The 15494-nt window shown below is 55.5% G+C and carries 9 protein-coding genes and 2 pseudogenes; 9 read left to right on the top strand and 2 right to left on the bottom strand.

The features are described from left to right. The 4 genes from FIU28_RS02535 (at position 1) to FIU28_RS02550 (ending at position 6494) form a co-directional block, all read left to right on the top strand. Positions 1-2004 carry an McrB family protein gene (locus FIU28_RS02535; RefSeq protein ID WP_143571527.1) on the top strand — a complete coding sequence of 668 codons (2004 nt, stop codon included), beginning with the start codon at positions 1-3 and terminating at the stop codon, positions 2002-2004. A 111-nt stretch (positions 2005-2115) separates the two neighbouring features. After that, positions 2116-3966, top strand: coding sequence for a DUF2357 domain-containing protein (locus FIU28_RS02540; protein WP_143571528.1), 1851 nt, complete (start codon positions 2116-2118; stop codon positions 3964-3966). A 1064-nt stretch (positions 3967-5030) separates the two neighbouring features. Continuing rightward, positions 5031-5405, top strand: a complete 375-nt coding sequence (locus FIU28_RS02545) for a hypothetical protein (protein ID WP_143571529.1) — start codon at positions 5031-5033, stop codon at positions 5403-5405. Positions 5406-5504: 99 nt separating this feature from the next. After that, entirely contained in the window at positions 5505-6494 is a 990-nt protein-coding gene (locus FIU28_RS02550) for a hypothetical protein (RefSeq protein WP_143571530.1), read from the top strand. A gap of 136 nt (positions 6495-6630) precedes the next feature. Here FIU28_RS02550 and FIU28_RS02555 read toward each other — a convergent pair whose 3' ends face one another. Further along, on the bottom strand, positions 6631-7230 hold the full coding sequence (locus FIU28_RS02555; protein ID WP_368039457.1) for a recombinase family protein: 600 nt from the start codon (positions 7228-7230) through the stop codon (positions 6631-6633). A gap of 926 nt (positions 7231-8156) precedes the next feature. Between FIU28_RS02555 and FIU28_RS26255 the strand changes: the two genes are divergently transcribed. After that, on the top strand, positions 8157-9158 hold the full coding sequence (locus FIU28_RS26255; RefSeq protein WP_168204631.1) for a DUF6538 domain-containing protein: 1002 nt from the start codon (positions 8157-8159) through the stop codon (positions 9156-9158). Between the two features lie 459 nt (positions 9159-9617). Next, on the top strand, positions 9618-10589 hold the full coding sequence (locus FIU28_RS02565) for a Bug family tripartite tricarboxylate transporter substrate binding protein (protein WP_143571532.1): 972 nt from the start codon (positions 9618-9620) through the stop codon (positions 10587-10589). A gap of 70 nt (positions 10590-10659) precedes the next feature. On the opposite strand, the pseudogene FIU28_RS02570 reads toward FIU28_RS02565, so the two are convergent. Further along, a pseudogene (locus FIU28_RS02570) lies at positions 10660-10935 on the bottom strand (terminase TerL endonuclease subunit); the annotation flags it as partial. Positions 10936-11809: 874 nt separating this feature from the next. On the opposite strand from FIU28_RS02570, the gene FIU28_RS02575 reads away from it, so the two are divergent. The 3 genes and pseudogenes from FIU28_RS02575 to FIU28_RS02585 all read left to right on the top strand — a co-directional run. Further along, the gene (locus FIU28_RS02575; protein WP_143571534.1) at positions 11810-13252 is read left to right on the top strand and encodes an LVIVD repeat-containing protein; all 1443 of its coding nucleotides are present in this window, start codon (positions 11810-11812) and stop codon (positions 13250-13252) included. Between the two features lie 9 nt (positions 13253-13261). Next, positions 13262-13801: a hypothetical protein gene (locus FIU28_RS02580; RefSeq protein ID WP_143571535.1), complete on the top strand. Its 540-nt coding sequence runs from the start codon at positions 13262-13264 to the stop codon at positions 13799-13801. Positions 13802-13933: 132 nt separating this feature from the next. Next, positions 13934-15328: pseudogene (locus FIU28_RS02585) on the top strand (ISL3 family transposase); the annotation flags it as partial. Between the last annotated feature and the right edge of the window lie 166 nt (positions 15329-15494).

A 15494-nucleotide genomic window follows, 5' to 3' on the forward strand; every position in this document is an offset into this window, starting at 1 on the left:
ATGGCTTTGTATGTTTCCGCCGAGAGAATTAAAGCGGCCATCGACCGCTTAGGTAATTCTCGTTCTAAAAGAACAACGCTGTTTGATTTTCTAATTGTAAAGCGAAGTCTTGCAATCAAGCAAAGTGATGAGGCGGCCATTGCCGAATCTGAGCCCGCCTTCGCGTCCGCATTGGACGAATTGGGACGGACACGAATAGCTGATGCCGACCGCTATTTCTTCAACCCCTTTGCCGTAATGGAGGAAAGCAAATCGGGGTTCAGGCCAGAACGATACAGGTCGAACGGAACAAATTCGACAATTTCAGGCGTTCCTTGGCAGTCGGTGATACGGCTCACCAACGCTAAGCCCCGGCTAGCAAGCCTTCAGCCCGGATATGAAAAACATCTTAAGAGGTTGATACACGCGGCCAATAACAAGCCGTTACCACGGCTCGCAGACATTGCATCATGGTACTGGCGCTCCCTGGACATCGAGCCATTAGTTGCCGGTTTGGGCAACGATCAGGAGCGAATGAGCAAACTTTCACTTGAGTTCGTGAACAGGCTTAGACTTACACCGACCGAAATTGCCGAAATCTTCGACACGAATACGCATCTCAGTGAAGTCGGGGTGACGATGTTTTCACCGGATGAGCCTACTCCGGACAGTTATCTGCCCGGCAAAGTGCAGTCCACTCAACCGGCTCAGGAGAACCTAACCGAAGTGTCGTTCGATCTCGTAACGGCTCTCGCTGCAAAAAACTTTACGATTTTAACGGGACCGTCCGGCACAGGTAAATCACGCGCCGCGCTAAAGTTAGCCGAAGGTCTGCAAAGATATTACATCGAATCAGCCAAGGGTTCTTTGTTCGCATTCATTTCTGTTGGGCCGGATTGGACATCTCCCAAGCGACTGATGGGTTTTCGATCTCCTTTCGGTAAAGAACGCAAAACGGCGGACGGATTGTCGAGTTTCGACAGTTACGATATCACTGAGGCTGTGCGTCTGGTCCTTCGCGCAAGCCATTCCGATGCGGCGGATACACCGCATTTCCTTATATTCGATGAGATGAACCTCTCGCACGTTGAGCGCTATTTTGCTCCGTTTTTGTCGCTGATGGAGGCGTCAGCGATGGTTGACGCCGAGGGCAATCTTGCTTTGATTTCTAGCGATGACCTCAAAATTATTTCGATGGTGTTGGACGCTGACGACGCTACTACTCCTGAGGCCGAGGCTGCAAAAGCAATCCTTGCAGAAGGGCGCAGCGTTATATTCCCCGCTAATCTGTTCATAGTTGGCACAGTTAACATCGATGATACGACGTACATGTTTTCTCCGAAAGTGTTGGATCGCGCGCATGTAATCGAACTCAATTCGGAGAAGCCAAGCTCGTACCTCTTATCCGAAGAGCGCGGCGAGCCGGGCGGGAGTTTGAGCATTTCAGTTGCGGACGAAATTCTAAAGTCTGCAATTGCGGATCGCGAGGGTAAGAAGAATGCACTGACTAATCCGGCAACAGTGCTCGACAGCTTAAGCTCACACGGATTTACGGCCGATGAGATCGACGCAATTCGTAGCAACACAATCGCCGTTCTTGACGGCTGCTATGATTTGCTCGATCCAATAGGCTTTTCGTTCGGTTATAGGGCTTCCAAGGAAATTTTTGTCTACCTATCGATATGGATCGGCTCTCGAATTGCGAACGGGGCCGACAAAGGAGAAATTCTTGCGTCTTGGGCAAATGGTTTAGATCGAGCAATCATTCAAAAGTTATTGCCCAAGATACACGGAAATAGAAGAACGATAGGAGATAGCTTGATCGCGCTTTCTGCATTCCTTGCCGGAAACGGAGGGCAGGATAATCCTGCTGCTGCCTATTCGATTGGGATCAGCAAGCGTGTCTCAATTTCGCAAGATCGAAAAGTCATGATAGTTGAAAATCAATTTCCCCTATCAAGGAAGAAACTGAGTGCCATGCACGATAAGCTAAGTGCGGCTGGCTTTGTCTCGTTTGTAAATTAAGCCGTGACGGTCCGGTTACATAGTGCCACGTTCTCTTGGCCTTCGAACGCTCGCCTTCAAATCGAGTGGGCTCGCGGAAGTGGCAAGCCTATCGAGCAGCTTCCTGAGATAATGAATCTTTCAGACGCGGAGGAAGAATCCGCTTTGCAGGGACTTCAGGGCGTTCCGGCAATGTGTTGGCGTAATGATGCTCCGGCTTTATTTGAAGTGTTTCAGCTTTGTGAGAATACCGAATATCTAATCGATGTGACTTTGCCTATAAGTTTTGATGAAGCCGTGCAGTGTTGCTCGACCGCTCCAGGCTGGCCCTTTAGTTCCCGTTTTTCGACCATATTTAAAGCTGATCCAAGCAGACGCTGGCTTCGTAACGGCAACGCGACGACGACTATTCAGGGTCGCCTGAGTCTCCGTGATCACGCAGGGGTTCTGGATTTAAGCTTGGGCGCGAATATGTCCGTTCGAGCCGAGGTGGTCTGCAAGAAAATCGGCTATCTCGATGAATTTAGGGCTCTGTTAGACGCAATCGCGGAGGAGCTTGCTGAGTTGCTCCTGCAGTTCGATAATCCAACTAGCTCAGAGTTCGATTTCTCCGATCTGTCCGATGCGACCGAGGCTGCGCTCATTTTTCAAATGAGGTATATTATGGCAGAGCGCAATCTTCCGGTAGCGCTTGATGAGGTGCGCCGCTCGTTTCACAGCGTGTTGCAGGAGCATCGTGAGAACGACACTCTTGATGTTGCCTATGATCCCGATATTGCAGCGTTCATCGGCGATTTGGATGAAGCAAATTTTGCAAGAGGCGGAACGTTGTCGGCAATGTTCCGGGGCCATACACCTCTCAGCTTTCCTCAGCTTGAAATGCGGGAGAGTACAGATACAGCCGAGAACAGATATGTTCGTAATTTTCTCGAGGAATTGCATCTTGTCGCTCAACGCCTAGCGTTGACCATGGAGAAGGCAAATCGTCCATCCACTCATCGTGAAATTCAGTCATGGATCACTTATTTGGATGAAGTGCTGAGCGAAAACGTTTGGCGTCCTATCAGCCCGATGCGAATCTACCCTGGTAACTCCCAGGTGCTTCAGAAGCGCAGAGGATATAAGGATATCCTTCACTATGACATGTCGCTCCGAATGGGGCTTCAATTACCATGGAAGAGGGCTGAGGTTTTTGCGGATGGCCTTGTTGGCGATATCCGTCCAGTTAGTGAACTCTATGAGTATTGGTGCTTCTTCATGTTGCGTAAGGCAATTGCGAGCCTCGCAACAGAGGACATTTCAATTCCTGGTGCTGCTTTTGACACCTCTAACGGCAAGCTAGAGATTCGTTTGCAAAAGGGGCGCCGTAGTCGGGTCCGCTTTACTTATTCAGACAGTGCAACGCCTCTCAATATAAATCTTTTTTACAACCGTGTCTTCCCTCGCCCCAATCGAGATGCCGGTTGGCAGGGCAGTTACACATCGCGGTTCGATCCCGATTATAGCCTAGAACTTATTGTCGGCGGACAAGGGGAGGCTCGGCGCCACTGGTTACATTTTGACGCCAAGTACCGAACGAAGATGGTCGCCCTTGGAGCCGCCGCCTTGGAAGAATTGCAAGACGCGCAGGTCGATATGCAAGGCTCTGACTACACTTCTGAAATGGCTCGCTTCCATAAACAGGACGATCTTTTCAAGATGCACACATATCGTGATGGCATCTTAGGAAGTCGTGGCGCCTACATTCTTTTTCCAGGGGATGCCGCAGGCGTGAGGATGGCAGGCTCCACTCAAAATCTTTTCGTTAGGCACCCCTCGGCGTTTGGCGCTAACCCTCGATATTTATTCCCAAGCGTTGGTGCTTTTGAGTTTTGCCCTGGGCGAGAGGCAGCGCAGATACCTGTGATTGTTGAATTCTTGCGGGGGGTTTTTGATGCGGTCTCTTTAGGGGAACCATATTCTGAAGAGCGAGCGCTCTTTTAGTGGACCTGTCCGTCTCAATGGACTTCATGGTTGAAGGGCGCATGGCGAGATGGCTTCTCGAAGCTCATGACTGCTGTTGATTTGGTTGTCGATCCGCTCACGCTCAGCGCCCTTTCCGCCCATACCCGAGTTGATCAGCAATCCTGCATGCGCGGTCGATCTGGTCGAGCAGTTTTGACACCTCGGACTCAGTTGCCTTTGGTAACAGTCGAGAGATCGCCTGAAGACGGGTTCGTAGCGCATTAACAGACTTAAAAGGAACCCTTACGTTCAAACGATTTCGTTGTTCGAAATCTCGAAAATAGGTCAATCCCCGATTCAAAAACCGCCGAGAGAAGTCTCGTTTTGATCTGACCATTCCTAATGCGGACAGCGAATAGTACAAATCGATCAGCGTTTTTCCAAGCATGTATGTCTCCAAACTAAATAGTGCAGGCGGAACGTACATCGGTTCTGTCTGTCAGGAGAAACATGCACGAACGAACTATTGTATATGACGCGAACTGTTTAGCGGTGCAGCGGCTCGCTACTCAATATTTAGCTCCTAACGAAGCTCTGCTGTGGACCATCGAAGATGCCTGCGTGACGGCACGAAAGTGTTGGAGCAGGTCTGGTGTGCCCGCTGATGCAACGAGCTACCGATACGTTATCGAACACCCCGATCAGGATTGGACACTGATCTTCCGCGCGGTGTGGCGCCAGGGACAGCTTTTTCGTCCCTCATCACACGTGATCATAGAGCCGATAGAAGCAGAGGGAGGTCGCAGCGCGGAAGAAATCTCTGCTCTTGTGAACGAGTGGCTGCAGAGCTTGTACCTATGAGCGGTTCGGTGCCCAAAACGTTGATCCAGGCTTGGAGGGAGTTCATGGTATCCCGTAGAGGTACTCACGCTGTTACGCTAAACTACAATCCAGTGTACGGCGGCACATCTTTCCCAGGCTATCGGATTGTTCAGGGCGAACCTGTGCTGGTACCCAGAACGAATAGGCACGGATCGTTCTCGATGCGTGCTGAAAGGCGCGGCGCTGAGGCGAAGCAACTCTGTAAGCGAGAGACTTATAGAATGCCGACCGTTCTGAAGGTGCCACTTGAGACAGTGCATTCGGACCTCAACCGCCTTCACGCCCGCATCGATCACACTCTTTACGGCTCCAGATATCACCGACGCCCCGCGATGAGGCGAACAGGTTACATCGGCTTCATTGAGCACCAGAACAGCAATATTCACGTGCACTTGGCGTGGCACGTGCCGGAAGACCGCACGAACGAGTTTAGCGAGGTTGTTACAGACGAGTGGTCAGCAATTCATGCAATCGGTACAATTGACGTAAAGCCCGTGCGAAACGAAGGCTGGGCGAATTACATGATCAAGGTGGCCAACGATGTCGTCTACGGCGACGCAGCGCTCTTCGTCGCAAGCACGACTGTGGCGGCATAGTTGAACTGACAGGCCGGGGCGGAACCCGCACGGACGCTTCATTCAATGCTTAGAACCGACTTAAGTGCTGCTTTTCAAAAGCGGTGCATTAGAATCTCTATGCCTAAAACAATCACATTGAATACTTTGATGTTGATCTGCCGCGAGCATGTCGAGCGTGCTGATCAACATCAAAAGGGTGAGCGCCACTTTGGTGGTGCTCCCCTCAAGGCACTAAGATTCCGCTCGCAAAAAATGATAATTGGTGTATATTTGTCTTTAGTGAAGACGGGTCTTTGTTGGCCACGGTCACCCTCCAGAGCAAATCGCTCGGATGGTAACCCCGACAAAAGGGCCTTCGCTCTGACCTCTTCTTCTGATCACGTCATCACTCGCCCCTTCCCGCCGCTCACCGACACTCAAGCAGACCGCAATACTGGTGCACTTGAAAACATTGCCCTGGCAACGAATGTTGCAGGCAATGCCGAGGCAGAGCTTCCCTTAGCCGTTGAACAGCTTCATCAAGCTGCGCTTGAAGAAGCGGGTCGAGTCTCGAAGTCGCTGGACGACGACGAAGACGTGGCTGATAAAGCTGGTTGGAAGCTGATCGGAATGATGTTGAGGGTCAGGGAGACCTTCGTTAATCCAAGCACTGAAAGGCTGAACGAGGTCGCATTTGAGGCGTTCTTGATCAAAAACGGGGCCAAGAAGCATGGCAACGTCAAGACCTCCATGCAGCGCCTCTCCAAGGTGTGCTTCCCTAAAGGCACGCGAGCCGACCGAGTAAGCAAGTACGGTGCTGCATTGGCGGCACTTACAAAGCGCAACATCACCTCTTCTGATGTGCAGACTGAGCTTGCAACGAGCGGGGAGGTTCGGCCGGGCGGTCCGGCTTATTCTGGGATGAAGCGGTTCACTTTGCTGCACCGCCAAGACATGCGACTTGATCGGGAAACCGAAGCTCGGGCGGAGACTGTTTCGAATAAGTTTTTGCGGATGCCCGAGGCCAATCTGAAGGCAGAAGCCATTCTGGTGATCGAAGCACTCGAAGAGAGGGGCCTGCTTCCGAGCAGCGCGAGCCAGCTTATTGCTGATCTGAACGCTAAGTAAGCTGAATTGTGTCACTGCGCGGCATGATCGCCGCGCAGTCTCAGTTTGCGTGGCGTGCCTCAATTTTTACCACACTCCCTAGCCCGGCCGCACGTCGGTAATGCTTTCATGCGATGGCGGCCAACCGCAGGCAGGATCAGTGCGAGGATGGTGATGCGGCACAGATGGGAGCATCACCGGCCGCTGGTATTCGTCCGATAGTTGCGGGGGAGACGCCCATGACCTTCGCGATCTGACGGACTCCTTCGCCCTTCGCCCGCTCAGCGGCGACGTATTTGCGCTGCGCTGGCGTCAGCTTAAATTTCGGCCCGAATTTCACCCCGCGTATTGCGGCACGTGCGCGCCCCTCGCTGGTCCGAGAGCGTATCAATTCGCGCTCGAACTCGGCAATGCCGCCGAGGACGGTCAGGATCAGCTTGCCGTGCGGTGTGGTCGTGTCGGCCCAGCTTTCCCGAAGCGACCGGAAATTGGCTCCTCTTTCGGTCACAGCGTGGACGATGTTCAGCAGGTCGCGAGAAGATCGAGCCAGACGGTCGAGCGCGGTCACTTCGAGGGTAAAGCCCGGTTCGAGAGCCGCGACGGCCTTGGCTAACTCGCGCCGGTCCGTGCGAGCACCGGACATCTTCTCGCTGAACACCTTGTCGCATCCATCGGCACGCAACTTCTCGACCTGGGGACGGAGGTCCTGACTGTCCGTCGAGCAGCGAGCGTATCCAATCTTCATTTTTTCACTCACTCATTCCGCTTCTGGAAGCTGCATTATGAGACTATAATATGAGACAGTCAAGTCATTGAAATTGTGGGTCTTCGGGATCGTCTCACGAATGTTGAATTGCGACACAAGCAGCGGCAGCGTTCTTACCAACCAATTCCAGAATTCCGTTGGCCATGGAGCCGCCTCGACGCTCAACTAGGGCAGACGCATTCGGTGTTCGAGGTGGTTGAACGACCGGTGAAGCTACCGACCTAAATACTGAGATGCGATACCAAGAAATCATGGCACGACGAACGAGCCCCGCAGAAACCGTTCATCGAGAGACAAGAAATACAGAACTTCTGTCGGAGCGTACCCCAACGAAACCCTCGCCGCCCCTCACAGCAGCCAAAGCGCGACGCGAGCAGGCCCGTAAGGCACGGTTGGCGGCTCAAGCGCAAGATGCTCGCGAGGTTTGTGCTCGAAAGGTCCATGCTAAGCAGAAGCAGATTTTCGAGAACGGTGATCCGCCGTGATCCTGTTCAATTTCTCCAGTTCAAGTCGCAGCTTCCCGTCACGCGATCCGCGTGGGCCGATACGCCCGAGAGCGCGTCACGCTAATTTCTGCGACCTAACTTTGATCGAATAGAGCAGCCGCCGCTCGTGATCCTGCACTTCAAGTCGCCATTCCTGCCCTGGACGAAAGTTGCCGTCCACGTCATCGAATATTTCGCCCGCAAAGCAGCAACGTTATGCCGCTAAATAACATCCGTAACGCCGCTAAAACCTTATCTAAGCTATTGATTCCGCTATGACACTCCGCACTCGAAATGCGGCATAGGTGCAAGCCTATCGGGGGTTCGAATCCCCCCCTCTCCGCCAAACACGTTCCAAGCCTCTGATATCCAGAGCTTTTTAGCGAATTCAATGACTTAGGGCTGCCCGTTTGATACACACGGGTGATACACATGCCCTTAGCAAGGTCACGTCCTTGGAAGCACCCGAAGACCGGAATCTATTGGCTGCGTAAGCGCGTGCCGGATGGGTTGCTGAAGCTTGTCGGAAAGCGCGAAGAACTGCGCACGCTCGGCACGAGAGACCCGGCCGAAGCGAAGGTAAGGCATGCCGCTGCGCTCGCCGAAATCGAAGCCAGGTGGGCGACCCTTCGTGCTTGGCCGAAGCAGCTCTCGGAGAGAGAAGCATTGGATTTAGCTGCTCCCGTGGGCGAGTGGCTGATCTCCCAATATCGCAACAACCCGAGCGAGCAAACACTCTGGCGGACGGAATACGGCGCCGCACCATTTCTGAACAAGCCCGCGGTATTCTCGGGGGACTATAGCGATCTCAAAGCCGCTTTCGCCATTCGAGATGGCGATTTTGACATCATACAAATGACGCAGTGGTGCAAAAACGCTGCGGTCGAGCTCTCGAGCGCTCGCGGATTACAACTCGACGAGACCGCGCTCCAATTGGTTGCCCGATGCATTGCTCGGATCATGCAAGCAGCAGCACTGAAGTTAAAACGCCTCGCAGAGGGTGAGCGAGAGGACGTAGTGCTTCAATTCTCAGGACATTCCTTATCCCTCGGGCCGTCCAAAAAAGCCTCGCTCGAAGCTGTCTCCGTCACCAAGCTTATCATTGGGTGGTCTGCGGAACGTCGCCCGGCAGATAAAACGATCTACGATTGGACACGGGTCGCCACCATGGCCTTGTCGCGGCTGTCGGCTTGCCCCATTACGCCGGGGCAGGACCACTGCCAGAACCCCCCGCCTCGGTGCGCCGGTCTGCCTGCTAATCCCACCGACATCCAGCTCATAGCCGTCGGGCATGGTCAGGATTACCCGATAGTCGTCCGGGTAGGTGTGCTCAAAATCTGCAATTGGCAGATCTTGTTGCAGACTTCTGGAGCTAGATTTATCGAAGTGTCTTCATTCATCGAACTGATGAGTACGACTGGAGTACCGAAATAAAGGATTAGGACCTCTCCAAGCAGGTGGCGATAATCATCGTTCAGATTATATCCATTCATCTGAGCCCGCCGCTTAATAGAATGAACTGTTAGCTTTACAACGGTTCGATGGCGACCCGATTTCTACTTGCGGGTCCAGTTCTACCAACCGCCGCTTTTGGCACATGCCGTCGTTGCGCTGCTATGCAGCAATATGTCGGCTCTCGGGGTATCGGACTCTGGCGCGGCGTAAGCCCATCAAATTTATGGGCTCACGACCTAGCCAGCCGAGACCCTTCCTAGGCGCTTTCGCGAGCGTCGAGGTTGAGTTAACGTGGGCGCAAAACGAACCAGACATGGCGCCGTCAACCTAAGACGAGCTGGAACACAACGTTTAAGCTGCAAACAAAGTACAGCGCGGGCCGGACGAAACATAGCGAGATAACGGTCGAGCCGGTTAGCCTCTTGCAAGGATTGCTTTATGGATCGCCGTCGATTTCTTCAATGTGCTGCCAGTGGCATGGCGGTTCTTGCAACCCCTCGCGTGGCTCACGCGCAGCAATATCCCACCAAGCTTATCCGCTATTTTGTCGGCTTTCCGCCGGGTGGCTCGGCCGATCTAACAATGCGGCAATACGCCTATCATCTCAATGCGGCGCTCGGCGCAAAACATGTCATTGAAAACGTGCCGGGCGCATCGTCCACGCTGGCCGCCTTGCCGGTCGTGCGCGGCGAGCCCGACGGGCACACGCTCTATCTCGGCTCGAACACATCGCAGACCATTGCGCCGGCGATGCTAAAGCTCTCGTATGATCCACTGACCGCGTTGCTCCCGATTTCGCAAATGACGTCGAACGCCAGTGTCGTCGCGATCTCGAAAGATTTCGGCGTGAAGACCTGGGCCGAGTTCGTCACTAAGGCGAAGGTGGGAAACGAGAGCGTCTTCTGCGGCACCTCGAATGTCGGTTTTCAGATTCCGATGTTTCAGATCTCGAAACTGTCGGGCGTGAAGCTGGAAAACGTGCCCTTTAAAGGCGGCGCAGAGACTGTGGCGGCCGTGCTGGGCGGGAGCATTCCGATGGTTCTCGGTACGCCGCCTTCAATCTTGCCGCATGTGGAATCCGGCGCCTTAGTGGCGCTGTGTGTCACCACCCCGCAACGCTCGTCGGTGATGCCAACCATTCCCGGCGCGGAGGAAGTCGGCCTGACCGGACTGCATTCGACCAACTGGTTCGGCTTGTACGCGCCCGCTAAGACGCCGCCGCCGATCATCAAAAAATTGCACGCGGCCATTCAATCGGTCATGAAGCAGGACGCCTTGCAAAAAGCGCTCGCCCAGGAGGGAATGTCACTAGCCGGCTCGGACAATCCGGCGACCTTCGCGGCGTTTCAGAAAACAGATTTCGAGGAAACCAGCGCGCTCATCCGCGAGGCGGGCCTGAAGCCGAACTGATCGTCGTTAGGCTTCACCCGCCCGTTTTACGTCGATGGGTGCAGCCTTCGGCTTCGTCATCAAAGCACCCTCAGCCGTTCAGCCATGTCGTCGTCGTCCAATTAGAACGTCCACTGTCGCCGGGAGATGCACGCGCCACGTACATTGCGGCTGCCACAGCACTGTCGATGCGATCGAGGTTCTTACCCTTGTGGAAGGACTTGTTACCGGCCTTGTCGGTCTCGACCTTAATGTTGCTGAAATTCCAGCGCAGCACTTCATGACCGCCGTAGGTCAATCGCGGGCCGACGATTGCGCGTTCTAGCTCTTTGATCGCCGGGGCCGTGGATTCAGATTGCATCGTTTCTTGTAACCGCCAGGTATGGTTGAAGCTTAGTTAAGCGTCATCCGCCCGTCAGCTCTAAGGTGAGCGATGGGCACCAGGCCACGCGAGCATTGTACGGCAGCACGATTAGGGCATCGGCGGAACGCGCCAATATCGCCTGGGGCCATGCCGACGTGCCGGCGTGTGAAGCCTGGAACTACCGCATGTTGGGCTACAACGGGCGCTGGCCCCGGCTGGTGAGGATCACAGGCCACTACAGTAGATAGTCACCTGTAAGTCGACTTAAGCTACCCTCCGACCCGAGACTTTCTATTTAGCGAGGCGCTCCGGGCTCACGTTCAGTGATACCACAAGTCCTTCTTTTACCCAGTCATAGGTGATGGTGCCGCGCAGGTGCCCAGTTGTCCGTCGTCAGGCAATTTGAGACTGATCAGATGTTCCGAGAAGAGAGGCTCTGGCACATCAGGGTTATAGTTTAAGCGGCCTGCAGTCGGTGCTGCTGGCGTTCGGTTCGCGATGGTGGCAAGTTTAACGCGTCTGCGTTCTGCTAAAGTAAACGTCGGCAGGTGTGACGTTTTCGGTCCTCTCATGTTAGTGGACGTCACTGGCCGAGTCTAGGATCGCGATTGAAAGTTGGTGCCGGCATTAAAAGACCGTCCGCCCTCACGGCTCGCTGCGTGATATGACACCAGCCCCCGCCATTCTCGTGCCCGCAATGACCGCGCGGTCGGCTTCGCAAGCCCGACCAGCTACGCCGACCGCGCTGGCACCGAAGCTCATGCGCTAACAGCCCAACCGTATCAGTCAGTGGAAACCGATCATTACTAGCTTGCGCAACGTTTTGATTTCCATCACGATTATCTGCCGCGATCTGACGACCTTAAGGAGAAGAAGAATGAAATTCGTCCAACCACTTGCCGCGTTCTTTTTGACGGCGACGCTAAGTTTTACTTCAGCTAACGCGCAGCAACAGGTGATAGGCGCGCCGCCGGAGTCTTCCAACATGAAGCTCGTGGGCATAAACGACCTGCAGGCGCGCAGTGCTTATCAGCCGACCATACACAATCAGGGTGATCGCTGGATCGCTTACATCGGACATCATGGCGGCAGCGATGAAATCCCCGCACCGGTCAATCCGATGACCGGCAAGACGGAGCCTAATGGAACATCCATTGTTGATGTCACCGATCCCACTCGGCCAAAATATCTGCGGCACATTCCGGGACAGGAAGGCAAATATGAGGCCGGCGGCGCGCAGATGGTCCGGGTCTGCGACGGCACCGCGCTGCCGAAGGGCGACAAGAATGCTGTCTACATGCTTCGCACTTTCGGTGGCGAAGCGCACGAAATCTGGAACGTTGCCGATCCCATCAACCCGGTGCTGATCACGCGCATCGCTGGCCTGAAAGACACACACAAGAATTGGTGGGAATGCGACACCGGCATCGCCTTCCTGATCTCGGGCGCGCCCGACTGGCGGACCCGGCGCATGACGCAGGTCTACGATCTCAGCGATCCCGCACATCCCGTCAAGATCCGCGATTTCGGCCTGCCAGGGCAGGAGCCCGGCGCGACCGGCACAGTGCCGACCGAAGCGCACGGCACCATCTCGGCTGGGCCGCAGGGCAACCGAGTCTATTTCGGCTATGGCACCAACAAGGGTGGCTTTATGCAGATCATTGATCGTGAAAAGCTGATCAACGGGCCGAAGGAACCGACGCCGGACAATCTGCGCTACCCGGAAATTTCGCGGATGGCATTGTCGGCGTTCAACGGCGCGCATACTACGTTCCCGATGCTGCAGATGCCGATCGCGGAATTTGCTAAGGACAAGGACGGCAAGAACCGCGACATCGTGATGATCGTCGACGAAGCGATCCTCAACGAATGTGCCGAGCCGCGGCAGATGGTGTGGTTTGCCGACGTAACGGTGGAGAATCGGCCGATGGTGATCTCGAGCTATACGGTGCCGGAAGCCAGCGGCTCCTTTTGCGAGCGGGGCGGCAGGTTTGGAGCTCACTCTTCCAACGAAAACATGGCGCCGATTTACTACAAAAAGATGGCCTTTATATCATTCTTCAACGCCGGCGTGCGCGCGCTCGACATCCGAGATCCTTACCATCCTAAGGAGGTCGGCTATTTCATCCCGTCGATCACCGCGGCGACTGACAAGCGCTGTGTCACCGTGGAAGGCAAGGAGCGCTGTCGCGTTGCCATCCAAACCAACAATCTGGAGACCGACGAGCGCGGCTATATTTACGCTGTCGATCGCGCCAATACCGGTTTGCACATCCTCGAGCTGACCGGAGCTGCGCGGGAAGCGGCGGGGCTGAAGTAGGCACGACGGATGGCACAACGAATGGCGATGATCGCGGCTGTGGTGCTTGGGCTGGCGACGCCCGCCGCCATCGCGGCCTATGTCGCCGCGCCGGCGCGCGGGGAGGGCTGGCAGGATATCGCCTGGCCGTTTCCGCGCGACGGCTGGCCGCCCGGCCGCGCCTATCGCTGCGCAGCCGCTTCCTGCGGCGCCGAGATGGAGCTTTACATTCGTCCCAAGATCGGCTTCTGCAATTGCGATAGTGGTGTTGCAGACGATGATGAGGTCGACCGCGTTGCAGACCTTGATCTGATCAGTCCACGGTTTCGCCCGCTGCAACATGGCGATGTAGTGCGGATTGCTGACATGCCGGGCCGGGCGCGACACTACGATCTCGCCGACGGAACACGGCGACAAGCCGTCGGCATGGCCGTTTCCCGCAAATGCGATTTGATGGTCGCCGTCGTGCAGGGCCGAGCCGGCGCGGCGGAATTGCAGAGCCGTGCGCTGCATCACCTGGCGTCGCAGCCGGCCGATGTCTGGATGAAATGGGCAATGACGGGCGGATGAAGCTCGACACCGCAGCCGAACGCACATTCGCGTGTTGATTGAAACAGAATAGCGCTCTCATCGGCGGATGAAAGTGCAACATAGATCGAAGTGGGAATGGCGTTCCGGATCAGCAAGACGATGCTCGGCGTGCTTCGTGAAGTGTCGGACCTGCCGTGCTCAGGTCGGAGCGTACGGCTACGGGTCGTGACCCGCCGGTTTTGTTGCGACACTCCGCATTGCCGGAGAAGGATCTTCGCCGAACGCTTTGACAAGACCGTTCTTCTCCTTCGGTCACGCCGTACCAGCCGGCTGGACTTCGTCGTCCATCATCTCGGATTAGCTCTCGGCGGCAGGCCGGCAGCGAGCTTCGCCAAACGACTGATGCTACCAGTCAGCAATGATACCGTTCTCCGCGTGGTACGAGCTCGCGCTTGCTCTCGCACCGAACCGCTGAACGTTGTTGGTATCGACGACTGAGCCTTCCGACGTAACCACAGCTATGGAACAATCGTCTGCGACCTGGAGCGACGACGCATCGTGGCACTCTTGCCGGATCGAGAGATGGCAACAGTTGAGGCTTGGCTCGCTGGTCATCCCGACATTACCGTCCTATCTCGCGATCGTGGTGGCGCATACGGCGACGCAGCTTCAAAGGCATTACCCTGCGCCGCCCAGGTTGCCGATCGCTGGCATCTTATGGAGAACGCGAGCGCGGCTTTCTTGAGCGCCGTCCGTAAATCGATGCGTCCGATCCGTGCAGCGATCGGCGCGACGACGATCAATCCAGAACTATTGAGCTGCGCGGAACGACTGCAATACGAGGGTTACTTGCGACGCGAGGAGACCATCTCCACCATCTTGGCGCTCGCCAAGGACGGTGCGGCAATCAAGCAGATCGTTCGCAAAACAGGCCACAGTCGCAATCGTGTCCGCCAGGTCCTTCTGGGCGATAGAGGCGACGTATTCAGGACACGGCAAAGCTAGCTCGATGCACACCTACCATTGCTCGATGCCCAATGGGCTGAAGGCTGTCGGAACGGCGCCAAACTCTGGCGGCGGCTAAAATCAGATGGCTTCCGCGGTTCGCAGCGGGTGGTCAGCGAGTGGGCGACCCGGCGCCGTCGCGCCGAAAAAGCCAGCGATCAGCAACTGCAGAAGGTCCCCTCGGCCCGAACGATCGCACGGCTGATGACGTTGGCGCGTGATCACATGAGCAAAGCCGATACCGTCACCATAGCAGCTATCGAGGCCGGCGTGCCGACGCTGGTCGCCGCGCGAACACTCACCGATCGCTTTCACACCATGATCCGAAAAAGGACCGAGGCCGATCTCTTCCCCTGGATTGCTGCCGCAAGCGAAAGCCTGCTCGCCACCTTCGCCTCGGGGATCACCAAAGACGTCGTCGCGGTCCATGCTGCCTTGGTCCAGCCGTGGTCAAATGGCCAGACCGAAGGCCAGATCACCAAGCTCAAACTCGTTAAGCGACAGATGTACGGTAGAGCAAAGATCGATCTCCTTCAGGCAAGATTGATCGGCGCGACCTAAGCGGCGGTGAGTATCATCGAGATTGCGTCAGAGCCCCTTTTGGGCGCCGATCCAGGGTCCCGATCCGATGCCGATTGACAGGATAACCTCTTTGGACGACTGTTTCAGGGCGAGGTGTAGGCGGACTGGTCTGTGAAGGGCGAGTTGCTCTGACACGCATCAAGGA

It is taken from the genome of Tardiphaga sp. vice154 (genome assembly GCF_007018645.1).
Classification (GTDB): domain Bacteria; phylum Pseudomonadota; class Alphaproteobacteria; order Rhizobiales; family Xanthobacteraceae; genus Tardiphaga.